Annotated in this window: 24 protein-coding genes; 4 read left to right on the plus strand and 20 right to left on the minus strand. The window is 49.6% G+C overall.

Annotated elements, in window-relative coordinates:
* Positions 1–65 precede the first annotated feature (65 nt).
* The 3 genes from glmM to ftsH all read right to left on the minus strand — a co-directional run bounded on the left by glmM (position 66) and on the right by ftsH (position 4,359).
* Positions 66–1,403 (minus strand): phosphoglucosamine mutase, encoded by a 1,338-nt coding sequence (glmM, locus tag AC0KUT_RS14925; protein WP_488831125.1) that lies wholly within the window; start codon positions 1,401–1,403, stop codon positions 66–68.
* Positions 1,404–1,454: 51 nt separating this feature from the next.
* Complete coding sequence (gene folP / locus AC0KUT_RS14930) at positions 1,455–2,318, minus strand: dihydropteroate synthase (protein WP_488831127.1); 864 nt, start codon at positions 2,316–2,318, stop codon at positions 1,455–1,457.
* Positions 2,319–2,436: 118 nt separating this feature from the next.
* The gene (gene ftsH / locus AC0KUT_RS14935) at positions 2,437–4,359 is read right to left on the minus strand and encodes an ATP-dependent zinc metalloprotease FtsH (RefSeq protein ID WP_488831129.1); all 1,923 of its coding nucleotides are present in this window, start codon (positions 4,357–4,359) and stop codon (positions 2,437–2,439) included.
* Between the two features lie 334 nt (positions 4,360–4,693).
* Here ftsH and AC0KUT_RS14940 point away from each other — a divergent pair, with 334 nt between their 5' ends.
* A complete protein-coding gene (locus AC0KUT_RS14940) occupies positions 4,694–4,999 on the plus strand; it encodes a YhbY family RNA-binding protein (protein ID WP_488831131.1) in 306 nt (101 codons plus the stop codon).
* A 115-nt stretch (positions 5,000–5,114) separates the two neighbouring features.
* On the opposite strand, the gene greA is transcribed toward AC0KUT_RS14940, so the two are convergent.
* The 17 genes from greA to nrdR form a co-directional block, all read right to left on the minus strand.
* Positions 5,115–5,594 (minus strand): transcription elongation factor GreA, encoded by a 480-nt coding sequence (gene greA, locus AC0KUT_RS14945; RefSeq protein ID WP_488831132.1) that lies wholly within the window; start codon positions 5,592–5,594, stop codon positions 5,115–5,117.
* Positions 5,591–8,812 (minus strand): carbamoyl-phosphate synthase large subunit, encoded by a 3,222-nt coding sequence (carB, locus tag AC0KUT_RS14950; RefSeq protein WP_488831133.1) that lies wholly within the window; start codon positions 8,810–8,812, stop codon positions 5,591–5,593. Before carB ends, greA begins: the two co-directional genes overlap by 4 nt.
* Before the next feature lie 167 nt (positions 8,813–8,979).
* Positions 8,980–10,143, minus strand: coding sequence for a glutamine-hydrolyzing carbamoyl-phosphate synthase small subunit (carA, locus tag AC0KUT_RS14955; RefSeq protein WP_488831135.1), 1,164 nt, complete (start codon positions 10,141–10,143; stop codon positions 8,980–8,982).
* A 440-nt stretch (positions 10,144–10,583) separates the two neighbouring features.
* Positions 10,584–11,504 (minus strand): DUF808 domain-containing protein, encoded by a 921-nt coding sequence (locus AC0KUT_RS14960; protein WP_488831137.1) that lies wholly within the window; start codon positions 11,502–11,504, stop codon positions 10,584–10,586.
* Positions 11,505–11,514: 10 nt separating this feature from the next.
* Positions 11,515–12,318: a 4-hydroxy-tetrahydrodipicolinate reductase gene (dapB, locus tag AC0KUT_RS14965; RefSeq protein WP_488831139.1), complete on the minus strand. Its 804-nt coding sequence runs from the start codon at positions 12,316–12,318 to the stop codon at positions 11,515–11,517.
* A 34-nt stretch (positions 12,319–12,352) separates the two neighbouring features.
* On the minus strand, positions 12,353–12,955 hold the full coding sequence (gene ribA / locus AC0KUT_RS14970) for a GTP cyclohydrolase II (protein WP_488831140.1): 603 nt from the start codon (positions 12,953–12,955) through the stop codon (positions 12,353–12,355).
* A 35-nt stretch (positions 12,956–12,990) separates the two neighbouring features.
* Entirely contained in the window at positions 12,991–13,659 is a 669-nt protein-coding gene (locus AC0KUT_RS14975; protein ID WP_488831142.1) for a retropepsin-like aspartic protease family protein, read from the minus strand.
* Between the two features lie 27 nt (positions 13,660–13,686).
* Entirely contained in the window at positions 13,687–14,163 is a 477-nt protein-coding gene (locus tag AC0KUT_RS14980; protein ID WP_488835756.1) for a phosphatidylglycerophosphatase A family protein, read from the minus strand.
* Between the two features lie 2 nt (positions 14,164–14,165).
* Positions 14,166–15,131, minus strand: a complete 966-nt coding sequence (gene thiL, locus AC0KUT_RS14985; protein ID WP_488831144.1) for a thiamine-phosphate kinase — start codon at positions 15,129–15,131, stop codon at positions 14,166–14,168.
* A 126-nt stretch (positions 15,132–15,257) separates the two neighbouring features.
* Entirely contained in the window at positions 15,258–15,710 is a 453-nt protein-coding gene (gene nusB / locus AC0KUT_RS14990; protein WP_488835758.1) for a transcription antitermination factor NusB, read from the minus strand.
* 88 nt (positions 15,711–15,798) lie between these two features.
* Positions 15,799–16,176, minus strand: a complete 378-nt coding sequence (locus AC0KUT_RS14995; protein WP_488831146.1) for a GFA family protein — start codon at positions 16,174–16,176, stop codon at positions 15,799–15,801.
* 47 nt (positions 16,177–16,223) lie between these two features.
* Positions 16,224–16,694, minus strand: a complete 471-nt coding sequence (ribH, locus tag AC0KUT_RS15000) for a 6,7-dimethyl-8-ribityllumazine synthase (RefSeq protein WP_488831148.1) — start codon at positions 16,692–16,694, stop codon at positions 16,224–16,226.
* Positions 16,695–16,731: 37 nt separating this feature from the next.
* Positions 16,732–17,847: a bifunctional 3,4-dihydroxy-2-butanone-4-phosphate synthase/GTP cyclohydrolase II gene (ribBA, locus tag AC0KUT_RS15005; protein ID WP_488831149.1), complete on the minus strand. Its 1,116-nt coding sequence runs from the start codon at positions 17,845–17,847 to the stop codon at positions 16,732–16,734.
* 130 nt (positions 17,848–17,977) lie between these two features.
* Positions 17,978–18,637, minus strand: coding sequence for a riboflavin synthase (locus AC0KUT_RS15010; protein WP_488831152.1), 660 nt, complete (start codon positions 18,635–18,637; stop codon positions 17,978–17,980).
* Between the two features lie 38 nt (positions 18,638–18,675).
* Positions 18,676–19,248 (minus strand): RDD family protein, encoded by a 573-nt coding sequence (locus AC0KUT_RS15015; protein WP_488831153.1) that lies wholly within the window; start codon positions 19,246–19,248, stop codon positions 18,676–18,678.
* Between the two features lie 99 nt (positions 19,249–19,347).
* Entirely contained in the window at positions 19,348–20,475 is a 1,128-nt protein-coding gene (gene ribD / locus AC0KUT_RS15020; protein ID WP_488831154.1) for a bifunctional diaminohydroxyphosphoribosylaminopyrimidine deaminase/5-amino-6-(5-phosphoribosylamino)uracil reductase RibD, read from the minus strand.
* Between the two features lie 11 nt (positions 20,476–20,486).
* A complete protein-coding gene (gene nrdR, locus AC0KUT_RS15025; RefSeq protein ID WP_488831156.1) occupies positions 20,487–20,945 on the minus strand; it encodes a transcriptional regulator NrdR in 459 nt (152 codons plus the stop codon).
* Positions 20,946–21,265: 320 nt separating this feature from the next.
* On the opposite strand from nrdR, the gene AC0KUT_RS15030 reads away from it, so the two are divergent.
* The 3 genes from AC0KUT_RS15030 (at position 21,266) to AC0KUT_RS15040 (ending at position 24,442) form a co-directional block, all read left to right on the plus strand.
* Positions 21,266–22,021, plus strand: a complete 756-nt coding sequence (locus AC0KUT_RS15030; RefSeq protein WP_488831158.1) for a class I SAM-dependent DNA methyltransferase — start codon at positions 21,266–21,268, stop codon at positions 22,019–22,021.
* 29 nt (positions 22,022–22,050) lie between these two features.
* On the plus strand, positions 22,051–22,311 hold the full coding sequence (locus tag AC0KUT_RS15035) for a hypothetical protein (protein WP_488831160.1): 261 nt from the start codon (positions 22,051–22,053) through the stop codon (positions 22,309–22,311).
* A 190-nt stretch (positions 22,312–22,501) separates the two neighbouring features.
* The gene (locus tag AC0KUT_RS15040) at positions 22,502–24,442 is read left to right on the plus strand and encodes a S8 family serine peptidase (RefSeq protein ID WP_488831162.1); all 1,941 of its coding nucleotides are present in this window, start codon (positions 22,502–22,504) and stop codon (positions 24,440–24,442) included.
* Positions 24,443–24,493: the final 51 nt, after the last annotated feature.

Raw genomic sequence — 24,493 nt, forward strand, 5'->3', positions numbered from 1 at the left:
GAAACGCAACTTCTAAACCAAACCAAAATTTAAGCTCAAATTAGCCAGCCACTTTTTAGCAGATGTTAGTTAAGTGCGGCCTCTACAACTGCAGCCAATTCTTGGGCCAACTCCTTAACTTGTGTTTTATCTTCCCCCTCTACCATAACTCGCACCACAGGCTCAGTACCCGATGGGCGTAACAGCACCCGACCAGTACCTGCCAGTTTTTCTTCGGTTAGTTTTACGGCCGCATTTACTTGCTCATTACTACTTAGGTCAGTGCGCTTACTCATATGCACGTTAATCATAACTTGAGGTAGCTTATTCATACCCTTTTTCACTTTGTGTAAGGATTCACCAATAGTGGTTATAGCCAAGAGCACTTGTAATGCAGAGATAATGCCATCACCAGTAGTGGTCACACAGCTACACACTATATGACCAGAATTTTCGCCGCCCAGGGTCCAACCATTTTGACGCATAAGCTCAATCACATAGCGATCGCCAACCTTAGCGCGCGCGAAAGGAATACCCAGCTGTTTTAGCCCTAACTCAAAACCAAAATTACTCATTAGGGTGCCCACTACTCCATCACAGCCACCCGCATACTGATGTTTATAAGCAGCAATAATGTAAAGTAACTCATCGCCATCAACCAATTCGCCTTTGTGATCAACAAATACCACGCGATCACCATCGCCATCGAAAGCGATACCTAAGTCAGCCCCCAGCTCGACAACTTTTTCTTGCAAGGCTTCGGGCTTCGTGGAACCGCAGCCACGATTGATATTGGTACCATTGGGCTCCACAAAAATTGGGGTAACGCGCGCGCCCAACTCAGTAAAGACATCGGGAGCAATGTTATAGGTCGCGCCGTGTGCGCAATCTAAAACGATATGCATACCTTTCAGACTAAAACCCCAAGGCATAGTGCCCTTACAAAATTCAATATAGCGCCCTGAAGCATCGCCAATTCGACGCGCCTTACCTAGTTTTTCCGCCGTGATCATCGGTTTTTCAAGCTGCTCTTCGATCAAACGCTCAAGTTCATCGGGAAACTTAGTACCGGTGCCACCAAAGAACTTGATGCCGTTATCTACATAGCTATTGTGAGACGCGCTGATTACTATGCCTGCCTGTGCCTGAAAAGTACGCGTCAGATAGGCTACACCCGGTGTTGGCATTGGGCCGAGAAGACCCACATCAACACCCGCGTTAATAAGACCCGCCTGCAACGCAGATTCGAACATGTAGCCTGAAATACGTGTGTCTTTCCCAATTAAAATCATATTAGGGCCAGAAAATCGATCCATGAGCACACAACCAGCAGCCCAACCTAACTTAAGCATGAAGTCTGGCGTGATCGGCGCTTCGCCAACCAACCCACGAATACCATCAGTACCAAAATATTTACGTGACATAAATTCCCTACTATCAAATCAAATTTTTATGATGTTCAATTCTGCAACAATTTATCGCGTTTCAAGCGCGGCTAAAACTTTTAATACATCCACCGTAGCTGCAACATCATGTACACGAACAATTGCCGCGCCGCGCCGCGCCGACTCCATTGCCAAGGCCAAACTGCCTGGCAACCGTTGATCCACAGCGCGCCCCAACAAATGGCCCAACATAGATTTGCGCGACAAACCCACTAATAGCGGATATCCAAGTGCCGCAATTTCCGGCAAGCGACGCAAAAGGTCGAGATTATGCGCGAGAGTTTTGCCAAAGCCAAACCCTGGGTCCAGCAGAATATTCTCAGTCTTAATACCTGCCGCCATGGCTGCAGCGATTCGCTGATTAAAATAAGACGACACCTCGGCCACAACATCGGTGTATTCAGGTTTTTTTTGCATATCTACGGGCTGCCCCTGCATATGCATTAGGCATACAGGCAAGCCAGATTGTGCAGCAGCAGCTAAGGCACCTTTTCGCTCCAGACCGCGCACATCATTAATCATCCCAGCCCCTAACATGGCGGCTTGAGCGATAAGCATGGGCGAGCTGGTATCTATAGAAACTACTGCATCTAACTTATTAACCAGCGCTTCAACTACCGGCAGAACACGATCCAGTTCCTCTTGCTCACCCACCCTCGCTGCACCTGGGCGAGTGGACTCACCACCCACGTCAATAATAGCCGCCCCCTCTGCCAACATTTGCTCAGCACGGGCCACCGCCAAGTCGAGTGCAACAGCACCCGCACGGTGATAACTACCACCATCAGAGAAGGAGTCAGGGGTCACATTAAGGACACCCATCACCTGCGGCCGATTCAAAGCCAACTGATGTTTTCCACACTGCAACCGTAAAACACCGCTGGTCAACAACATTCACCTCAAGCCAATAACACCTCCAACTGAGTAAAACTCACCAGAGATCAGAATTTACGAACCCCAAATAATAACCCCGAGCAAGCTCGGGGTTATTATTTTACAAACAACTCTACGGCTAGTGAGTGTTTGCCGGGCCGCCTACCGGCTTATCCGACTGCTCGTTCGCCGCCGCAGCTGCAGCTGCTTCTCTATCTTTCTTGTGGCCATCAATATCATCATCATTCCAATCGCGCGGTGGGCGCACTTTACGACGCGCCATCAAATCAGCGACCTGATCAGAATCGATAGTCTCATACTCCATCAGAGCATCTTTCATGGACTCTAATATATCGCGATTATCTTCCAATATTTTGACCGCACGGGTGTAGCACTCATCAATAATACTGCGCACTTCCTCATCAATTAGACGCGAAGTTTCACCTGAGTACTGCTGAGTCGCCATACCTGGGTAGGCACCCTCTTCTTCGCCGTAGTGCAATGGACCCAGTTTTGCCGACAAACCCCATTTGGTTACCATGCTGCGCGCCATACTTGTCGCGCGCTCAATGTCATTTGATGCGCCCGTAGTTACACCATCAATACCCAGCGTCATCTCTTCGGCAATACGGCCACCAAATAGAGTACATAAACGCGATTCTAATGAACGCTTACTCCAGCTGTATTTATCCTCTTCAGGCAAATATTGCGTAACACCCAAGGCGCGACCACGCGGAATAATAGTGACCTTATGAACCGGATCATGCTCCGGCACAATACAACCAATAATGGCGTGGCCAGCTTCGTGATAGGCGGTATTTTCTTTTTCTTTCTCGCTCATCACCATGGACTTACGCTCTGCGCCCATCATGATTTTATCGCGCGCCTTTTCGAAGTCTTCCATAGTTACTAAGCGCTTGTTGCCACGCGCAGCCATCAAAGCAGCTTCGTTAACAAGATTAGCCAGCTCAGCACCGGAAAAGCCTGGAGTACCGCGCGCTATAACCGAAGCACTCACACGCTCCTCTAATGGCACTTTGCGCATATGCACCGTTAAAATCTGCTCGCGACCACGAATATCAGGCAAGCCCACATAAACTTGGCGATCGAAACGACCTGGGCGCAGTAAAGCTTTATCAAGCACATCCGCACGGTTAGTAGCCGCAATAATAATCACACCATCATTGCCTTCAAATCCATCCATCTCAACCAATAGCTGGTTCAAGGTCTGCTCACGCTCATCATGACCGCCACCGTGACCACCGCCACGGTGGCGACCTACAGCGTCAATCTCATCAATGAAGATAATACAAGGCGCTTGTTTCTTGGCCTGCTCAAACATGTCGCGTACGCGGCTCGCGCCTACCCCCACAAACATCTCTACGAAATCAGAGCCAGAAATCGAGAAGAAGGGTACTTTCGCCTCGCCAGCAATGGCTTTCGCCAAAAGGGTTTTACCCGTACCTGGCGGACCAATCATCAATACACCGCGGGGGATCTGCCCACCTAAGCGCTGAAACTTTGAGGGATCACGTAAATACTGGACTAGCTCAGCAACCTCCTCTTTAGCCTCATCGACACCTGCAACATCAGCAAAGGTGGTTTTAATTTGATCTTCGCCCAATAGGCGCGCTTTACTCTTGCCAAAACTCATAGGGCCGCCCTTACCGCCGCCACCGCCTTGCATTTGTCGCATAAAGAACCAGAACACCGCAATAATGAGGATCACCGGTGCCATCGAAATAAGAATTTGAGAAATAAAACCAGGTTTTTCGATTTCACGACCTTCGAATTTAACACCGTGGTTATAAAGATCATCAATTAACTTATCATCGCGCACCAAGGGGCGAATGGTCTTAAACGGTGCACTGTTATCCAAAACGCCTTCAATGCTATCGGCATAGATGGTCGCCTCGCGTACTCGGCTATCTTTAACCGCGCTGATAAATTCGGAATAGCTTAGGTTTTGCGAGCTAGCAGGCTTATTAAAGCTCTCAAAAACACTAAAAAGTACCACTGCTATAACCAGCCAGAGCACGAGATTCTTGGTGATATCGTTCAAGGAGTTTTCCTCATATTTACTGCAAAAATTGTGTAAAACTAGCTTATTTACTAGCCATGACCCCTAGTCAGCGCTCAAAAGCGTCAATGTGGTCCCTTATTTTTTACGTGTTAAATTCAATACTGGATGGATATTGGGGTCTAATTATAATTTACAAGGCCGAATAGATGGCCTTTTCTGCTAGAAAGCCCATCAACCAAGGTAAAGACCTTAATATATTGGCCGAATATCGCTTATTTAGAGCCCTATTCACCAAAAGGTAAATACAAACCAAAACCGAAAGATCGGTTACAATGACGCATATCTTTCTCTCTGTAAACCTTCAGGTAATTTTATGCCCATTAGTACCGACCGTAAAAAGCAATTTCGCACCATTGGTCACAAACTTAATCCTATTGTCACTATTGCCGGTAACGGCCTAAGCGAAAACGTGCGTATCGAGCTGAATCGCGCGCTTGACGACCACGAGCTGATCAAAATCAAACTGGCCATCGCTGAACGCGAAGACCGCAAAGAGGCCGTTGCCGAGCTGATTGCACTGCCTAATGTTGAGCTTATTCAAGAGATTGGCAAAGTCGTTTTACTTTATAGAGCCAATAAAAAAGCCAACCCAAAGTTGTCTAACTTACATCGCGCCTAAAAAAACCTAGTGCGATTCATGATGTGACGCGCCTATCGCTCTCTCATACAAAGCGCGACTCGAAAGCAAAAAGGCTGGCCATCACTGACCAGCCTTTTTTACAAGCCAAACACCATTAAATGTGCTCGACCTTGCCTATCTCATATTCCACTTCACCGCCAGGCGCTCGAACAACCACTACATCACCCTCTTCTTTAGCAATTAAGGCGCGGGCAATTGGCGAGTTAACAGAAATTTTATTCGCTTTAATTTCCGCTTCATCATCACCCACAATTTGATAGGTAACGGTCTGATCCGTGTCCAAATTAATCATGGTTACGGTAGTACCAAAAATCACCTTTCCTGAGTGAGGAATTTTGGTGACATCGATGATTTGCGCATTGCTCAGTTTGCCTTCAATTTCTTGAATACGCCCTTCGCAAAAACTCTGCTGCTCGCGGGCCGCAGAGTATTCAGCATTTTCTTTTAAATCGCCATGCGCGCGCGCTTCTGCAATAGCATTCACAATACGTGGGCGCTGTACTTTCTTTAAATCTTCCAACTCAGCCGCTAACCGCTCGGCACCCTTGTTGGTCATGGGGAATTTAGAACTCATGCGCCTATCCTCTTATGCAAATCTTGCAGACGGCGAACCTGAATGTCCTGGCCCTGCTTGAGCGCCATGCACACAGCCTCTCCTGCCGCCAACGTCGTGTTGTAGTAAACGCGATGGTTTTCTGCGCTGCGACGAATTGACGATGAATCACGCGTAGCTTGACGCCCTTCCACGGTATTCAAAATTAAATCAATTTCGTCATTTTTGATCATATCCACAATGTGCGGGCGACCTTCTTGCACTTTATTAACAAGTTGCACTTCAAGTCCAGCCTCTTGCAACACCAAAGCAGTACCGCGAGTTGCGACTAATTTAAAACCAATCTTCGCCAAATCACTTGCCACTGCAACAATGCCAGGCTTATCCATGTCGCGCACGCTAATAAACGCAGTACCACTCGAGGGAATTCGATTGCTCGCACCTAATTGCGACTTGCCATAGGCCTCGCCAAAGGTATCTCCTACTCCCATCACTTCACCGGTAGATTTCATCTCTGGACCGAGAATCGGATCCACCGCTGGGAACTTATTAAAGGGGAATACTGCTTCTTTAACACTGAAATAACTCGGAATAATTTCTTTGGTGAAACCCTGTTGCGCCAAGGTCATACCCGCCTGACAGCGCGCGGCAACTTTCGCCAGCGACACACCTATACATTTGGAGACAAAAGGCACTGTGCGCGAAGCACGTGGATTAACTTCGATCACATAGATTTTGCCGTCCTGATAGGCCAGCTGCGTATTCATCAAACCGATTACGCCCAACTCAATCGCCATTTTTTTAACAACTTCACGCATTTCATCTTGCACATCCGCCGGCAGCGAATAAGGCGGTAATGAACAAGCAGAATCGCCCGAGTGAACGCCACACTGCTCGATATGCTGCATGATGCCGCCGATAACAACCTGTTCGCCGTCGGAGACGGAATCGATATCCACTTCAATTGCCGCATTCAAGAAGTGATCGAGCAACACCGGTGCATCTTCTGAAACCTGTACCGCAGTGCGCATATAAGTACGCAACTCATCTTCTTTGTAAACGATCTCCATAGCGCGACCACCCAACACATAGGAAGGGCGAACTACCAATGGATAGCCTACTTTGTCTGCGCACAACAGCGCCTCTTCCAATGAACGCACAATCGCGTTGGGCGGCTGCAACAATTCAAGCTTCTGAATCATTTGCTGGAAGCGTTCGCGGTCTTCCGCCTTATCAATTGCATCGGGGCTGGTACCAATAATAGGTACGCCTTCCGCCTCTAATGCGCGCGCTAATTTCAGCGGCGTTTGGCCACCGAACTGCACTATTACACCAACTGGTTTTTCTTTGTGCACAATTTCCAATACATCTTCAAGCGTAACTGGCTCAAAGAACAAGCGATCAGAGGTATCGTAGTCGGTCGAAACAGTTTCCGGGTTACAGTTCACCATAATGGTTTCGTAGCCGTCTTCACGCATCGCCAGTGCCGCATGTACGCAGCAGTAATCAAACTCAATGCCTTGGCCGATACGGTTAGGGCCGCCACCAATAACGAGAATTTTTTTCTTGTCGCTAGGGTTAGCTTCGCACTCCTCTTCATAAGTTGAGTACATGTAAGCGGTTGAGGTAGAAAATTCTGCCGCACAGGTATCAACGCGCTTATAAACTGGGCGAATATTCAACGCCTGGCGATGATGACGCACTTGCTTTTCAGTCGCACCCAACAACAATGACAAACGCTTATCTGAGAAGCCTTTACGCTTTAACTGATAGATTCCGTCTGCATCAAAATCGGTAATTGACTTGCCGCGCAGGGACTGCTCAATTTTAATCAGCTCTTCAATTTGCACCAAAAACCAAGGGTCTATTGCTGAAATACTAAATGCTTCTTCGACGCTCATGCCCATACGGAAGGCATCGCCCACATACCAAATACGCTCGGCGCCAGGAGTAGTCAATTCACGGCGAATACGGGCAATACCCTCTTCGGTAGTGAAATCAACTTTAGACTCAAAACCAGCAGAGCCGACTTCCAAACCGCGCAGTGCTTTTTGTAGCGACTCTTGGAAGGTGCGGCCAATCGCCATGACTTCGCCCACGGATTTCATTTGCGTGGTTAAGCGCGCATCGGCTTCGCCAAACTTCTCAAAGGTGAAGCGTGGAATTTTTGTTACAACATAATCGATAGACGGCTCAAACGACGCCGGTGTTGCGCCGCCGGTGATGTCGTTTTGCAGCTCATCCAGCGTGTAACCCACTGCGAGTTTTGCGGCGATTTTTGCAATGGGGAAGCCAGTCGCTTTTGAAGCCAAGGCAGATGAGCGCGATACGCGCGGATTCATCTCAATTACCACCATGCGGCCATCAACGGGGTTGATGGAGAACTGAACGTTAGAACCGCCAGTTTCTACGCCAATTTCACGCAGTACCGCGATCGAGGCGTTACGCATGATTTGATATTCTTTGTCGGTCAGGGTTTGCGCTGGCGCTACAGTAATGGAGTCGCCGGTGTGTACGCCCATGGGGTCAAAGTTTTCGATGGCGCAAACGATTATGCAGTTGTCGTTTTTGTCACGCACCACTTCCATTTCATATTCTTTCCAGCCGAGCAGCGACTCATCAATCAACAGCTCGTTGGTGGGCGACAAATCAAAGCCGCGCGTACAAATTTCTTCAAACTCATCCCAGTTGTAAGCGATACCGCCACCTGAACCGCCCATAGTAAATGAGGGGCGAATAATACAGGGGAAGCCAAACTCTTTCGGTGCTTCTTTGGCCTCTTCCATAGTGTGAACGATTTTAGCGCGCGCACATTCCAAGCCGATACGCTTCATGGCCTGATCAAACAGGTTGCGATCTTCCGCCATGTTGATGGCTTCTTCTTTGGCGCCAATCAGCTCAACATTGTATTTTTCGAGCACGCCGTGCTTAGCCAACGCCAAAGCGCAGTTGAGTGCAGTCTGACCGCCCATAGTAGGCAAGATCACATCGGGGCGTTCTTTCTCGATGATTTTCTCAACCGTCTGCCACTCAATCGGCTCGATATAAGTCGCGTCCGCCATGGTGGGGTCGGTCATGATAGTCGCGGGGTTGGAGTTCACCAGAATAACGCGGTAACCCTCTTCACGCAGTGCCTTACAGGCTTGCGCGCCGGAATAATCGAACTCACAGGCTTGGCCAATAACAATGGGGCCGGCACCGAGAATCAAAATACTGTTTATGTCTGTACGTTTTGGCATGTCTGCTCCAGTTGGGATGCTTTGAGGCATCGCTGGAGCGGCGACAGGCTTGCGAGACGCGCCCTGAATACTTCCCTGTAGGCTCGACGTCGGCATCCTGCCTCCGACGGTCTCACAACCCTGCCCCCGCTCCAATCAGTTCAGGGCGCACCCTAAATCACGATTTATTAAGCGGTTTTACGGGATTGCATCAATTCAATAAAGTGGTCGAACAAAGTATCTGCATCGTGCGGGCCGGGGCTTGCTTCAGGGTGACCCTGAAAGCTAAACGCTGGCTTATCGGTGCGGTGAATACCTTGCAAAGATCCATCAAACAACGACTTATGGGTCGCCACTAAATTTGCAGGCAAGCTAGATTCTTCCACCGCAAAACCGTGGTTTTGTGCAGTAATCATTACGCGCTTGGTTTCAAGGTTTTGTACCGGATGGTTACCGCCGTGATGGCCAAACTTCATCTTGATGGTTTTGGCATCCGAGGCCAGCGCCAATAATTGGTGCCCCAAACAAATGCCGAATACCGGAATGTCGGTTTCCAAAATGGTTTTGATCGCATCAATCGCGTAGGTGCATGGCTCCGGGTCGCCAGGGCCATTGGATAAGAACACGCCATCAGGATTCATCGCCAAAACTTCAGCAGCGGTAGTTTTAGCCGGAACAACCACCAGCTCGCAGTCACGATCTACCAGCATGCGCAGAATGTTGCGCTTTACGCCGTAGTCATAGGCAACCACTTTAAATTTCTTAGTCGCGGCGCCAGTGTTGTGGCCTTCACCCAGCTTCCAGCTAGTTTCATTCCAGCTGTAGGCTTCGCTTACGGTAACTTCTTTTGCCAAGTCCAGCCCTTTAAGGCCACCAAAGGCTTGAGCCGCCGCCAGCGCTTTAGCTTCATCTATATCATCGCCCGCCATTAGGCAGCCGTTTTGAGCACCTTTATCGCGCAGAATACGAGTCAAGCGACGGGTATCTATATCGGCGATACCAATCACATTGCGCTCTTGCAGATAGCTGGAAAGATCCTGCTGATTGCGGAAATTACTCGCCAACAAGGGCAAATCACGAATCACTAAACCTGTCGCCCAAATGCGATCGCACTCGGCATCTTCAGGCGTAGTGCCGGTGTTGCCAATATGAGGGTAAGTAAGCGTGACGATTTGTTGCGCGTAGGATGGATCAGTAATGATCTCTTGATAGCCAGTCATTGCAGTATTAAATACCACCTCACCGACTGAAAGACCTGAGGCACCAATTGCAGTACCACGAAACACACTGCCGTCGGCAAGGACCAGTAATGCAGCCTTCTTTTTGGCAGGAAGGGATTCCCGAGTAGTCAAAACAACCTCCTAACTGGTTGGGTTTTGGCTGTGCAGTGCCGCGGTGCTTTAACATAGCAATGCAAAAGTCACCGTGGCAAACAACAAACTGCTAGCAATTTAAAAACGAAATCTGGCGCTGGCGAGCCACAAAGGGCAACTTAAATTCACTTTTCACAGGCTCAAAAAAGCAGCCGCACTGAACACACTTGAGGTGGGCGCGAAATAGCGATTCTGTTCAAAGGACGTAAATGAAGGCCAGGTCGCCAACCCAAGCACGCGGGCGCGGGTTGTAAAAAAGCGAGATGAAACCTAATTTCATCTCGCTTTATCATTAATCTGGTGCGAACCTGACTCGGTTTGGCCGAGCGCAATCTAACCGAGAATTCTACGGGAGTGAGGCGCCAGTGTCCAATGGATATTGCCCCAATATGACAATCAGCACGTCACCATGGGAACACCTAAGCTCCAAGCTTATTTTTAGTTATAAAACGCCGAGCAAAATTCACCACTATCAACACTAAAGCACCAATCAAAATACCCACCAGCGCATTCAAAAGTGAAGCGCTTAACCAGCCTATCGGCTGAGTCGCCGCAGTAGCTTGTTCTATAAGATGATGCAGCGGCGCAATACTGTGCGTCACAATACCGCCGCCCACCATAAACATGGCAGCAGTGCCGACAACTGCCAAAAGCTTCATCAGTTTAGGCGCCGTTGCGACTAAGCCTCGCCCAATAAACCGAACTAAGGCTCCAGGCCTGTTGACCAAATAAAGCCCCATATCATCAAGCTTAACAATCAGTGCCACAAAGCCATAAACACCCACGGTCATGATCAATGCAATGCTCGCCACCACCCCAGCCTGTGTTGCCAAGGGCGCCGAAGCAACACTACCCAAGGCGATAACAATAATTTCCGCCGAAAGAACGAAGTCAGTACGCACTGCACCCTTAATTTTGTCGCGTTCAAAGGCGACCATATCCACTTTGGTATCGGCAACAGCAGCCACCAAGGCATCATGGTGTTGTCGATCTTCCACTGGTGAATGTAAGTACTTATGGGCGAGTTTTTCAAACCCTTCATAACAAAGATAGGCGCCGCCAATCATCAACAAGGGCGCAATTAGCCAGGGAACAAACGCCGATATCAACAACGCCGCCGGAACCAGAATTAATTTGTTAAGGAACGAACCCTTAGCCACAGCCCACACCACCGGCAGCTCGCGCTCAGCGCGCACACCCGAAACCTGCTCGGCATTGAGCGCAAGGTCATCACCCAGTACACCCGCCGTCTTTTTAGCGGCGACCTTGGCCATAACCGCCACGTCATCGAGCACCGCGGCTATATCATCAATTAACAGTAATAAACTGGAACCGGCCATAACTTAAGTCCTAACGCAAACCCAACACATCTTGCATATCAAACAAGCCGGTTTTTTGTGTTTGCAGCCATACGGCAGCGCGCACAGCACCATTGGCGAAGGCTAAACGGCTGGAGGCTTTGTGGGTTATTTCCACGCGCTCGCCGTCGGCCATAAACATGACAGTGTGGTCACCCACTACATCGCCGCCGCGCACTGTGGCGAAGCCGATGGTGTCACGTGGGCGCGCGCCGATTTGACCTTCGCGACCGTAAACCGCGACTTGTTTTAAATCGCGTTCCAGTGCATTGGCGAGCACTTCACCCATGCGCACTGCGGTGCCTGAGGGTGAATCCACTTTGTGGCGATGATGGGCTTCGTACACTTCTACATCGTATTCATTGCCCAATACGCGCGCGGCTATGTCCAATAATTTAAAACACAGGTTCACGCCCGTAGAAAAATTGGCAGAGAGCAACAATGGAATTTGGCTTTGAAAGGCAAGTAGCTCTGCTTTTTCAGCGTCGCTAAAACCGGTAGTACCAATCACTATGGGCTTGTGGTGGGCGGCGCAGAGTTTTACATTTTCAAGCGTGGCTTGGGGCGAACTGAAATCGATTAGCACATCAAAGTCGTTCATCACTTCAGCGATATCGCCCACTAAAAAAACACCGAGCTTACCCACATTAGCTAACTCGCCCGCATCCGCGCCAATTAAAGAACTGGCGGGGCGTAAGCTCGCAGCCCCCAAGGTAGTTTCAGCATTTTTTTGCGTAGCCTCGATGAGCGCTTTACCCATACGTCCGGCAGCACCGGCGATTGCTATTCGTGTCATAACTCTAATCTCAACGATAAAAGGGGGAAGGAGTTTATTCTTCGTCGGCCGCATTAAATAAATGGCCAAGCTTGCCCTGTTTGGTTTCTAAATATTTGGCGTTGTGGGGATTGCGCCCCGTTTGATGCGGCAAACGCTCAACCACATTAATGCCCATGTCCTGCAGCGCTTTTACTTTGCGGGGATTATTGGTGAGCAACTTTAATGCAGTGATATTTAAATGCGCCAGCATAGGTTTCAAAATGGAATAGTCGCGCATGTCAGCGCCAAAACCCAGCTGCTCATTAGCCTCAACGGTATCAGCGCCTTGATCTTGCAGGTGATAGGCTTTAATTTTATTAAGCAAACCAATACCGCGCCCCTCTTGACGCAAATAGAAAATAACACCGCGCCCCACAATAGATATTTTATGCATGGCCGCCTGCAATTGGGGCCCGCAATCGCAGCGCATACTAAATAAGGCATCACCTGTTAGACATTCAGAGTGAACCCGCGCGAGTAGCGGTTCGCTACCACTGATATCCCCCATGGTAAGCACCACATGCTCCTTCATGTTTTCATCATCGCTAAAACCGTGCATGACAAACATGCCCCAAGGCGTGGGTAATTTAGAAGACTCTACAAAACGAATGGTCACTGCTTAACCTCAATATTTGGAGTATTTGAAGGCTTTTAGTGTTTGGCTTTTAACACCAATACACCTTCCTCTACCGCTATTTCCACTTTACTTAAATAACTATTTCCCAACAAAATAATATCGGGCGAGCTTGATTCGCTTACATTCGCGGACACTTGATGTAACTCCACATCGCCAACCGCTACGCTGTTTAACGTTAAGGCGTAAGCGCGAGTGGCGCCATTCGCCGTATTGATATTGATAGGCGTGCCCGCGCGATAATCAATACCCAAACGCTCCGCTTCAAATCGATTCATGGCAACGCTGGTCGCACCTGTATCCACCATAAACTCTACGGGCAAGCCGTTGATGCGCCCAGGTGTTACGTAGTGGCCGCCATTACTCGATGCAATACGTACTTCGGCTTTATTAGGTGTAACAAAACCGCTAGAAATACGGCGCATTAGCTTCAAAGTGTGACGCTCGCCATCTATTTCAATCACCGCCTCTTTGCCGGTTGCAGAAACCAATAGCACCCCCTCAGGGCTGCGCTTACCCGCGCGCAACATATGCTGCTTTCCATCTATTTCCAAGAGGGCACTGCCAGCGGCAAGCATTTTCACTTGGATTTCGGTGGCATTTGCAGGAAGCGATATAGATAAACCGCCAACCACACCAAACATTGCACTAAACATCAAACACAACAGCTGAATCACCCACTTCATGGTTTCGACTCCCGCGTGTACAAAAATTTAAATAAAATGCGCCAGCAACTGTAAACACACCAAGGCATAAATACCTGCCAGCACATCATCAATCATAATGCCAAAACCGCCTTCCACTTTTTTATCCAACCAATTAATGGGCCAGGGCTTTACTATGTCGAACAAACGGAAAAGCACAAAACCAATCAAGATCCACAACCAGCCTTTAGGCGCCATGAACATGGTAATCCAATAGCCGACAAATTCATCCCAGACGATGCCGCCGTGATCGTGCACACCCAGCGCTTTCGATGAGCGCTCGCACCAAAGTACACCTAACGCAAAGGTAACCAGCAACCAACTTAGGTAAATTGGCCAAGATAAATCTTGAATCAACCAAAAAATCGGCACGGCCACGAGGGTACCAAAAGTACCCGGCGCCTTAGGTGCTAAACCGCTACCAAAACCAAATGCAAAAAAGTGATTAGGGTTAGCGAGTAATTCTTTAAAACGAGGATTTTTCATCATTAAAAATGTCGATAGCCAGTTTGACCGAGCGCAAACGGCTCGCCTTCAAATTCACAGTGCACGCGATCGCCCACTACCATAGTGCCAATAACCGTTGCGTTAAGTTTGCCCTGAGCAATCAACATAGCCACTTCAGACATACGCTCAGGCGAGACGGTGAAGCAAAGCTCGTAATCGTCACCGCCACTTAGCGCCCAGTTAATAGCTTTTGCTTTATCGCTCAGCGCCAGGAGTGCGGGCGATAGCGGCACGTTTTCCACATCCACTACCGCACCCAAATCACTCGCGTTACAAATATGCTGTAAATCTGCCACTAGCCCGTCAGATATATCCAACGCACTGCTGGCGATACTGCGAATTAAGGCCGACTCCGCCAAGCGCGGTACAGGGCGATAAAAACGTTCAAACAGATAGTCGCTATGTTCTGTATTAAATTCGCAGCGCCCCTGCAATGACGCTAAAGCTGCAGCACCATCACCCAGAAAATGCGTGACTAAAATAAAGTCTCCTGCAGCGGCGCCATCGCGTCGCATAGCCGTGTACGGTTCGAGCGCACCCATTACCTGGATACTTATACTCAAGGGGCCAGAAGTGGTATCGCCGCCCACCAAGGCGATGTTAAATTCGCGTGCGCACTTAAACAGCCCGCGACTAAAACTGCGCAGCCAGTCTTCATTGGCATCAGGTAGCGTTAAGGCGAGCGTGAACCACAAAGGTTCTGCGCCCATAGCGGCAAGATCACTTAAATTAGTGCGCAGCGCGCGTTCAGCAATCAGTTCTGATTCAGCGTCCGCGGGGAAATGTACATCGGCAACCAATGTATCTACCGAAACGGCGAGGGTTTTACCGGTGGGAATTTGCAACAGCGCGCAGTCGTCGCCAATGCCCAGCAATACACCCGCCTGCGGATTCTCCGCTTGCTCGCGCTGAAAAAATTGCTGGATAAGTTGAAATTCGCCTAACACGGGTGCTCTGCTGAATAATAGAGGGAGGAAACACAAAGGCGCGTAGGTTGCGCACCTTTGCTATTTTGGCTGTCACTTTTAAGCTGGCTACCGCTGTGCTCTCGGCAACTAAAACCGCCAAAAAAATTAACGGTTACGATTAGCATTAACTTCTACGGCGCGCACTACGGCTGCCGTTTTATCAAGCACACCATTAATAAATTTGTGGCTATCTTCTGCACCAAATTTTTTCGCAAGCGCAACAGCTTCATTGATAACAACTTTATAGGGAACATCAACACGGAATTTGAATTCGTAAGTAGCCATACGCAACAGCGATTGGGTGATCGAGTCCAACTCAGCGAGTGAACGCTCCACTAAAAACGGCAGGTAAATTTCATCGATATCGCTCAGGTGCTCGGGCACACCGTGAATAATTTCGTGAAAGTATTCAACATCCACTTTGCTCATATCATTGTCAGTGCGAAATTCCGCTTCTATCGCATTGATAGAGGAACCGGCCATTTGCCATTGATAGAGCGCTTGCATAGCATAGTGACGTGCCATACGGCGAGTGGCGGCCTGATGGCCTTTTTGCATGTTCATGAACTGATTACCTGATAAAGAACGCATGATCGATAGATTCGACCACTAAATGAAAAAACAATTAACGATTTCCTTACCGATGCTAAAGCCGATCTTTTGGATGCAACCTGCCATCCAGTACCGGAATATCACCCAAGGTAAAAGGATCAACTCCCTCCACACAGGCGACATTAAAACCAAACAAATGCGGATTAGAGCGGCGCTGATGGTGAGTATAAATACCGCAGACCGAGCAAAAGTAATGCTTCGCCGTCATGGTATTAAATTGATACAAACTCAGCTTATCTTCGCCCTGCTCAATCTTTGAATCGGCCAGCGCAACTGATGCCGCTATAGCGCCTCTGCGACTGCACATAGAGCAGTTGCAGCGACGTAACTCTTCCAAGCCGCGCGGTAAATTTAAGGCGATTTGCACAGCGCCACAGTGACAACTTAGGCGATGCGTTGAGACAAATTCCATCTAATGACACCTCGCATTTACTTAATAAAAACTTACCGCTTGGCTTATTAAATTTTACCGATGAGAGACACCATTTCTAGCGCCGTTGCAGCAGCTTCAACACCTTTGTTGCCCGCTTTAGTGCCCGAGCGCTCAATCGCTTGCTCAATAGAATCTACGGTCAATACACCGAAGGTAATGGGCACGCCCGCGTTAAGCGACACTTGCGCCAAGCCTTTGGTACACTCGCCCGCTACATAATCAAAGTGTGGTGTGCCGCCGCGAATCACAGCGCCAAGCGCGATGATTGCATCGAATTCTTTTTTAGCGGCAATTTTTTGCGCAACCAAGGGAAACTCAAACGCGCCCGGCGCATAAAAAATGCTGACGTTTTCGTCTTTAATACCGTGACGACGCAAAGTATCCAAGGCGCCATCTTTTAAACTTTCTACTACGAAGCTGTTCCAGCGACTGACGATCAACGCGTACTTGCCTGCTGATGCGGAAAAATCGCCTTCAATAACTTTAATATTGCTCATGATGCTCGCTCACTAAAAAAATAATCTTGTTAGAAAATTAATCGCCTTCAGGGCAAATGTATTCCACCACTTCCAAATCAAAACCCGAGAGCGCTGAGTAGCGCATGGGCGCCGACATCACACGCATTTTTCGCACACCTAAATCGCGCAAGATTTGCGAGCCGGTACCAACTTGCTTGTACAGAGTCTCGGAGCTGCGGCGCTGTTGCTTACCCGAAATCAGCCAGTCGATACTCTCCTCTACTTCGCCAGTAGATTCATCGTGGCAGATTAAAAGCACCACGCCCTTACCTTCTTCACTGACGGCTTTAAGCGCCTCTTGATAGGTCCAGCTTTTACCACCGGCGACCGAGGTGCGCTTAAGGCTGAGTACGTCGCGCGCTATATCCATCACATGGACGCGCACGAGGGTTGGCTCTGCGTCAATTTCGCCTTTTACCATCACAAAATGCAAATCGCCGCGCGCCAAATCGCGATAGGTGCGCAGTTCGAACTCACCGTAAAGTGTCTCAACCTTGCGTGTATTGATACAGGCAACCGTCTTCTCTTTGGTGGCGCGGTAGTGAATCAAGTCGGCAATGGTACCGATTTTCATGTTGTGTTGCTCGCCAAATTGCTCCAAATCGGCGCGGCGCGCCATGGAACCATCGGCATTCATCACCTCAACAATCACGGCGGCAGGCTCAAAACCCGCAAGCATTGCTAAATCGCAGCCCGCTTCCGTATGCCCTGCACGGCTCATTACGCCACCAGGCTGAGACATGAGCGGGAATATATGCCCAGGCTGAACCAAGTCAGCCGGCTTGGCCGTGGCCTTTACCGCTGCGCGCACAGTAAGGGCGCGATCCGCCGCTGAAATTCCCGTACTAACACCTTCTGCCGCTTCAATAGAAACCGTGAAGTTAGTGCTGTGCTGAGATTTGTTGTCGCTCACCATCAGCGGTAAATCCAACTGCTGGCAGCGCTCTTTAGAGAGCGTTAGGCAAATAAGCCCACGGGCGTGGGTCGCCATAAAGTTGATATCCTCGGGGCGCACGTGCTCAGCCACCATAATGATATCGCCTTCATTTTCACGATCTTCGTCATCCATCAGGATAACCATTTTGCCGTGACGCAAGTCTTCAATGAGTTCTTCAATTGTGTTGAGTGGCATAATCAGTCTCGTTATGGGGCTGCATTCTCTTACAGGTTTACATTCGAGTAACGACCTGCATATTAGTAAGGTTCAGTAAAATTCGCGAAAAATTAACCTTCACCCTAGTCCTTAGCGCTCGAACCGCGCCCTACATAAAGCCATTCTTCGCCAAAAAATCCAGGGTAATGCCCGACTCAGGCGCAGGCTCTGCCGCTTTGTCGCCCAGCATTAAGCGCTCTAAATAACGCGCCAGCACATCCACTTCCAAATTTAAGTGTGTGCCTGCTTGGTAAGTATCCATGATGGTCCACTTAAGGGTGTGAGGCACTATATTCAGCTCAAACTCAGCACCATCTACCTTGTTCACCGTGAGGCTGGTGCCGTCTACCGTAATAGAACCCTTATGGGCGATATATTTGGCGAGCGCCTTAGGTGCACGAATGCGAAAACGCTCGGAGCGCGCGTCGGGGTGACGGCTAATTACTTCGCCCACACCATCCACATGGCCGCTGACAATGTGACCGCCCAGACGCGTTTGCGGAGTTAAGGCTTTTTCTAAATTGACCCGCTGGCCCATTTTCCACTGGGGCAAGCTGGTATTGTCCATTGTTTCGCGCGACACATCGGCCCAGTAGCCATCGCCTGGCAAATCCACCACCGTTAGGCAAACGCCGTTGGTGGCGATGGAATCGCCCAAGCGCACATCCGCCAAATCCAAACCATGGGTTTTGATGCGCAGACGCAAGTCGCCATTTTTGGGCTGCAGTGCCACCACTTCACCAATCGCTTCGATAATTCCGGTAAACATAGCCTTACCTCTTCTTACTGTCAGTCGTGTCAGCGAACCTAAACAATCAAACTACCCTGCTGCCCGGGCGTATTACCCGCAGTAGGAATACGTAAATCTATTACTTTGGTGCCCGCAATCAGGTCGTGCACGCAGCGTTTGTCGTCGCGGAAAATAGCTGAAACATCGAGCGCCCGAATGATTATGCCGAAATTGGGGATCATCCCCAGCACCCATTGGGTGAGGTAGCGCTGCAATATCAAATTCGCGAACGGCGGTTTGCGATTATCCAGCGTCACTATGGCGATGCCCATTACACGTTTACCGATGGTTTGGCCAAAATTAAACAGCAAATAACCATGCAGCAAAAAGAACATGACATAGGGAAAGAAAAATAAGGTCCAGTAATCGGCGCTGGGGAGTGCGCTCATTTTTTGCGCCATCTCGATAATGGCCGCGTTCATATCCATAGATTGGGTAGGCGCCAAATCCAGATATTCAAACAACATGCCCATAAAGCCAGCCAAAATCACCCAATCAATCAAAAATGCACCCAAACGCTTAGCGCGCGTCGCGCTGTTATCCACTGCGGGCGGCGTTGGGAGTGGAGCAATAGGCTCTTGATCTGTCACAGGGAAAACCTTCGTGTAAGCGTTGAAAATACAATTGCGCTCAACAAACTAAGCGCCATATAAAGAGTGAGTACGCACAAGCGCGGCATTCAGTGCCGACTAATACTCCGTATCCGGCATGGCGGTAATACGCCAATCTTGGCCGAGCGCGCGCATATCGGTAATCTTCAGCGCGAGGGCTGCGTTCATATTGTCGATGGGCAAATCAAACAGCGGGCGCGCATTGCTGCCCATCAATTTAGATGCCATATAAATAATAATTTCATCAAGCAGACCACGGCGTAAAAAACTGCCCGCCAATGTAGCCCCTGTTTCTAACAACACTTCATTGCATTGGCGCAGTGCCAACTCACGTAAGAGTGCTTCTAGGTTAATGCGCCCATCCCGTGCGGGCAGCGCCAAAAACTCTACATGAGCAGGCCAATCCGTCAGCTTATCCTGATTCGCTTCAGCGCCATTGTGCACCACCAAAATGGGCGACTCATAGCCTAACAAAAACGCGTTGCGCGGCAAGCGCAAGTGAGAATCCAAAATTACTCGCAGTGGCTGCTTAGCCGCCGCCGCTTCGGCATTGGGTAAGTCCAACTCTGCGGCACGCACATTGAGTGATGGATTGTCTTGCAGTACCGATTCAATACCGCTGATGACCGCGCAGGAACGCGCGCGCATACGCTGCACATCAGTACGCGCCTTGGGGTTGCTAATCCATTTACTTTCGCCGCTCGCCATAGCGGTTCGGCCATCTAAACTCATCGCCATTTTGCAGCGCACATAAGGCAGCCTGCGGGTCATGCGTTTGATAAAACCAGGGTTGAGCGCTCGCGCGTCATCTTCCAACAGCGGCCCATCAACTAACACGCCTGCAGCGCGAAGCATTTCGATGCCCTGCCCTGATACCTGCGGATTTGGGTCTTCCATCGCATACACCACGCGCACCACGCCCGCCTCGGCAAGCGCCAGGGCACAGGGGCCAGTGCGGCCAGTGTGGCTGCAGGGTTCAAGGCTCACATAGGCGGTGGCGCCGCGCGCTTTCTCACCTGCGGCGGTAAGTGCATTTACTTCCGCATGACCTTCGCCGGCGCGAATATGCCAGCCTTCAGCAATTACTTGATCGTCTTTTACCAGCAGGCAACCCACCTGAGGATTAGGCATAGTGGTGTAGCAGCCACGCTCTGCTAAACGCAAAGCCTGTGCCATAAATTCAACATCGCGAGGAGAGAGAGCCATAGCGCTTTGTGTTAATCCGGTTGCTGTTCGAGGCGGTCGATTTCCTGACGGAATTCGTTTAAATCTTTAAAGCGGCGATAGACAGACGCGAAGCGCACATAGGCCACTTCATCGAGCTTTTGCAGCTGCTCCATCACTTTTTCACCCACCAACAGCGCTTTTACTTCGCGCTCGCCAGTGGCTTGTAAGTAATGTTTGATGTGATTGAGCGCTAATTCGATAGACTCAATACTTACTGGGCGCTTCTCCAGCGCGCGCAAAAGGCCAGCGCGCAGCTTGTTTTCATCGAAGGGTTCGCGGGTGCCGTTTTGCTTAATGATGCGCGGCATCACTAATTCCGCCACTTCAAACGTTGTAAAACGCTCGTGACAGCTCAAGCACTCGCGCCTACGGCGCACCTGATCGCCTTCGGCGACCAAACGGGAATCTATAACCTTGGTATCTTCAGCGCTACAAAACGGACAATGCATAGCTATGGGCCCCAGCCATAAAAAGTGCGCGCATACTAGCATAAAACCCCATAGCTCAGCCTTAGACAAATTCACCTCAAACCCAATTCTGTTAGGCACCTGCTGCCAAAGGCTTTTTCGCCGCCTAAGCCGCGCAACAAACCCGAAAATTCCGCGCCCCCAACCTAAGCACCACAACTGTATTATTTAGCTCAAGAATCTATGATTAAACCCATAAATCTATAGAATGCGCCCGCATCCAAAATGGCCACACCCTATCAACACGCAACTGGCCCGCCCCCTAACCAAAACCCGCCCAGGGTTTCATGTGAGCCACCGCCTTGATAGCTGAAACCACTTTGTATACCGACCTTTCGGGTTGCTACGACCTCATGTGCGCGCACATCAACTATGGTGAACAATGCGATCAAGCTCATAGGCTGCACAAACTCTTCGGCAGCGGCGGCAATGCCTATCTCGATCTCGCCTGCGGCACCGGCCCACACATCGAACACTTTTTGCGCTTTGGCTATGCGGCAACTGGTGTAGACCTCAACGCCCCCATGCTCGAACTCGCCGCCCAACGCTGCCCCAACGCCCACTTCTCGCACCAAGACATGAGCGAATTTCACTTTGAACAAACCTTCGATCTCATCACCTGCTTTTTATACTCCATGCACTACTGCTACCCCAGCGCAAAATTTCAAGCCACTGCCACCCGCGCTTACGCCGCCCTCAACCCCGGCGGTGTATTTTGTTTTGATGCCGTAGACAAAAACACCATCGCCAACGATCAAGGCGTAAGCCACGAACACTTACAAGGCGCAGACCTCTTTCGCTTTCAATCACGCTGGTTTTACAAAGGCGAAGGCGACCTACTTGATTTACATTTAACGATTCATAAAAAAACCAATGCAACTATCACCGCGTGGCAAGATCACCACAGCATGTTGGCAATGGATATTCAAACCATGAAAAACCTGCTTACTACTATAGGGTTCGAGGTGACAGTATTGAAGCGGGATTTCAGTAAGATTGAAGGCTGGGATGGGCAAGAGGGGAATGTGATTTTGGTGTGCACTAAGGCGGCAGCCTAAACATTTGCTAGACCACAAGAGGATATAAGATGATCAATGGAAAAAGCAATCCAGTTGAATGGGCTCTACTATCATATGAAATTGAAGAGCTTATCGAACATCTGCAGGAGTTAAGCTCTCGCATAACGCCAGCTAGTGAGATCGATGAACATGAATTTGAAGTTTTAATTGGTCATTCTTATGCTCACCTCAACAGAATATGGAATTCAAGAAGTCATACTGGCGAAATAACACAGAAACACTCCGATGAGTTTACGAAGTTCCCCGAAGATGTGAGACTCTTTGGCTAAGCGTTCATGCAGCGGCATCATGAACCATGCACCCTTCCCACTGCAAGCACCTCTGCGCGCCCTCACGTAAATATCTCACAACCTCCTCGGTATTTTTTTACAGAGGATGACTCTGCACGCGCATAGACTGTGTACAGCCTAAAGGATTATCTGGGCTGCAACTGAACTTAACGTCATAAAGGAAACTATCATGAAATTCAAAATATTCATTCAACACCCACTTGTGATTGCACTCAGTTTAACCACTGCTTTAGCCGCGAGTGCGAGCAGTGCGCAAACCAATCTGAGCAAACCTAGCGTTGTCACTCCCGCGTTCACCACCACACTTAACACCACTAGCCTTGCCGCAACTGAACCTAAGACGGATTCTCCGGCAATTGTAGATAACAAGGTAAAAGTTATTAATGGCGCCAGCTATTCCTTCACTAAGTTTGCGGATGAAAAAGGGGAATTAAAAACCCAAATTCTCGATGCGAATGGGAAGGAAATTTCTGAGCGCGAAGTACCCCTTGCCAAAACCGAGAAGTTTGACCCGCGTGTCGTGAAGTGGGTGAAAGCCATGCTGAGCCAAGGCAACACCAGCGCTACCTTAAACGTGGATATCGCCTTGAACGTTGAGGTTGTAGTTGAGCTGCCCACAGAGATTGGCTTCGGTGAAATTCGCAATGGCGAAACCGCGAGCGGCGTTGTCAATGGCCGCGAAATTGGCGCCAAAGAATTGAATCAATTTGGCGATACCAGCGCTGAAGCATTGCGCAAACAGCAAAGCGAAGCTAACCGTTTACGCAGCGCAACGGTTCAACGCTGGGCTGAAAGTAACAAGTTGCTCGACGCTAAAGGTGTACGCGAAGCCTTGGCGCGCGGCGAAGAAGGCTTAACAGCTGCCTTGACCGCTGACGCCCTTGCCCGCTTGATCGAAAACGATGACGCCATGATCGCAGGCGTTGAACCCGCACCGGAATTCAAAGACGATATTAACGGGGCGATGAACGCAACCAACATCACTAATTGGGCGCTGCCCTTTAGTACCACGCGCGGCGATGGCATTGGTATTTATATGACTGAAAGCGGCTGTGCCAACGAGTCGCGCGTTACCAATTACGATCGTTTGGCAGGCTCAGAAACCAATCACTCGCGCAACGTGAGCGCGATCATTCGCAGCGTATCGCCCAATTCGTTTTTATACTGCCGCGGCAGCGCCGTGCTCCCCAATGATAGTGATTTGGATGGTGTGGGCGGCAATGACCGTATTTACATTACCACCCGTTCCAATGGCGACGCTTCCAGCAATAACTATGGCACCACTGACCGCAGCTGGGACAATTACAGCTACAACAACAGCCTTGCGATGTTTAACAGTGCCGGCAACTCAGGTACTACCTCAGGCAGTATTTCTACTCCGGGCAAAGGTCTGAATATCATTGCGGTAGGTAATTACAACGATTCAAACAATGCTATTAACAGCGGCTCATCATTCACTGACCCTAGCATTGGCAACGATAAGCCCGAGCTTTCTGCACCGGGCACCAGCATTACCGCTGGCGGCTTCACCATGACGGGCACCAGTATGTCCTGCCCTCACGCTGCGGCGTTTACGGCCGACATGATGAGCTCTTCTACCTACTTGAAATATCGCCCTTATTTAGCCAAGGCGAAAATGTTGGCAGGCGCTACTGATGCCATTAGCGGTGGTTTTGATAAAGTCGGATTGGGCGGCATTGATTTTTTAAGTGCGCAATATTCTGGCTATTGGGCTTGGTGGAGCGGCAACAACGCCTCATGGAGCACGTTTGATAAAGACGATGGCAGCAGCGATGGCTATGTCACCAAACGCATTTACATTTCTAACAGCTTCAAAAATGCGCGCGTTGCGTTGTCTTGGATGAATCGCGGCACTTACACCTACAACAACCGCAACAATGCGCACCCTATAGGCATGGACTTAGACATGAGAGTCTACGCACCTAACGGCAACTATGTAGGCGGTTCTTATTCTTGGGATAATTCGTTTGAATATGTAAACTTCACTCCCACGCAATCAGGCTACTACACCGTAAAAATCAGCCGCTATGCCAATCGCGATAACAGCTCTGCGTTGCGCATGGGCCTGTACATGAACTACTACAACTAGTCTCAAACCGACTAGCAAGTAGTAGCAGCAAGCCGCTCGGCGAAAGTTGAG

This window comes from Cellvibrio sp. 25HG11W-0 (genome assembly GCF_057815475.1).

Bases quoted from the DNA above. Each gene is read 5' to 3' on its own strand.
- AC0KUT_RS15035 (WP_488831160.1), top strand. From the start codon at position 22,051: ATGATCAATGGAAAAAGCAATCCAGTTGAATGGGCTCTACTATCATAT.
- ribH (WP_488831148.1), bottom strand. From the start codon at position 16,694: ATGAGCAATATTAAAGTTATTGAAGGCGATTTTTCCGCATCAGCAGGC.
- AC0KUT_RS14940 (WP_488831131.1), top strand. From the start codon at position 4,694: ATGCCCATTAGTACCGACCGTAAAAAGCAATTTCGCACCATTGGTCAC.
- AC0KUT_RS15040 (WP_488831162.1), top strand. From the start codon at position 22,502: ATGAAATTCAAAATATTCATTCAACACCCACTTGTGATTGCACTCAGT.
- folP (WP_488831127.1), bottom strand. From the start codon at position 2,318: ATGTTGTTGACCAGCGGTGTTTTACGGTTGCAGTGTGGAAAACATCAG.
- greA (WP_488831132.1), bottom strand. From the start codon at position 5,594: ATGAGTTCTAAATTCCCCATGACCAACAAGGGTGCCGAGCGGTTAGCG.
- AC0KUT_RS15010 (WP_488831152.1), bottom strand. From the start codon at position 18,637: ATGTTTACCGGAATTATCGAAGCGATTGGTGAAGTGGTGGCACTGCAG.
- ribD (WP_488831154.1), bottom strand. From the start codon at position 20,475: ATGGCTCTCTCTCCTCGCGATGTTGAATTTATGGCACAGGCTTTGCGT.
- AC0KUT_RS14975 (WP_488831142.1), bottom strand. From the start codon at position 13,659: ATGAAGTGGGTGATTCAGCTGTTGTGTTTGATGTTTAGTGCAATGTTT.
- AC0KUT_RS14995 (WP_488831146.1), bottom strand. From the start codon at position 16,176: ATGGAATTTGTCTCAACGCATCGCCTAAGTTGTCACTGTGGCGCTGTG.
- AC0KUT_RS14980 (WP_488835756.1), bottom strand. From the start codon at position 14,163: ATGAAAAATCCTCGTTTTAAAGAATTACTCGCTAACCCTAATCACTTT.
- glmM (WP_488831125.1), bottom strand. From the start codon at position 1,403: ATGTCACGTAAATATTTTGGTACTGATGGTATTCGTGGGTTGGTTGGC.
- dapB (WP_488831139.1), bottom strand. From the start codon at position 12,318: ATGACACGAATAGCAATCGCCGGTGCTGCCGGACGTATGGGTAAAGCG.
- ribBA (WP_488831149.1), bottom strand. From the start codon at position 17,847: ATGCCACTCAACACAATTGAAGAACTCATTGAAGACTTGCGTCACGGC.
- nusB (WP_488835758.1), bottom strand. From the start codon at position 15,710: ATGCAAAAAGGCCATCAGGCCGCCACTCGCCGTATGGCACGTCACTAT.
- carB (WP_488831133.1), bottom strand. From the start codon at position 8,812: ATGCCAAAACGTACAGACATAAACAGTATTTTGATTCTCGGTGCCGGC.
- AC0KUT_RS14960 (WP_488831137.1), bottom strand. From the start codon at position 11,504: ATGGCCGGTTCCAGTTTATTACTGTTAATTGATGATATAGCCGCGGTG.
- nrdR (WP_488831156.1), bottom strand. From the start codon at position 20,945: ATGCATTGTCCGTTTTGTAGCGCTGAAGATACCAAGGTTATAGATTCC.